The sequence below is a fragment of the Siccirubricoccus soli genome, from assembly GCF_024178315.1.
GTDB lineage: Bacteria > Pseudomonadota > Alphaproteobacteria > Acetobacterales > Acetobacteraceae > Siccirubricoccus > Siccirubricoccus soli.
Window position 1 is genome coordinate 1 of record NZ_JAMZIK010000013.1, and the last position, 420, is coordinate 420.

General features: G+C 62.4%; 1 protein-coding gene. It reads right to left on the reverse strand.

Annotation, left to right across the window (positions count from 1 at the left end; all coding sequences use genetic code 11):
* Nucleotides 1–420: integrase core domain-containing protein (locus NJ376_RS02475; RefSeq protein WP_252951653.1), on the reverse strand; the 420-nt coding region annotated here is incomplete at both ends.

Sequence of the window (420 nt, forward strand, 5' to 3'; positions counted from 1 at the left end):
GATGTTTGGTCCCGGCATTTGGTGGTGCGGGTCAGCGGTAAACCTGTGTGGCTCGGTGGCCCATGATCGGCAGATGAACTCGTAGGGGGTGAGGCCCTTCAGCGTCTTGAGCCGCCTGGCGTAGTTGTAGGCGTTGAGGAACAGGACAAGGTGGCTGCGAAGCTCGTCGTGGCTGCCATAGTGGTAGCGCCGAACGGTGGCCTCTTTCAGCGCCCTGTTCATTCTTTCGACCTGCCCATTTGTCCACGGGTGATGCGGTTTGGTCAGGCGGTGCTCGATGCGGTTCTGCGCGCAGGCGAGTTCAAAGGAGTGAGCCCGGAACAGCTCGCCCCGCTCCATGGCCTCGCGGATGAGCGGTGCGGCTGATGCGATGTTGCCGGGGGTGGTGAAGTGGATCCCGTTGTCGGTGAGCACGGTGTG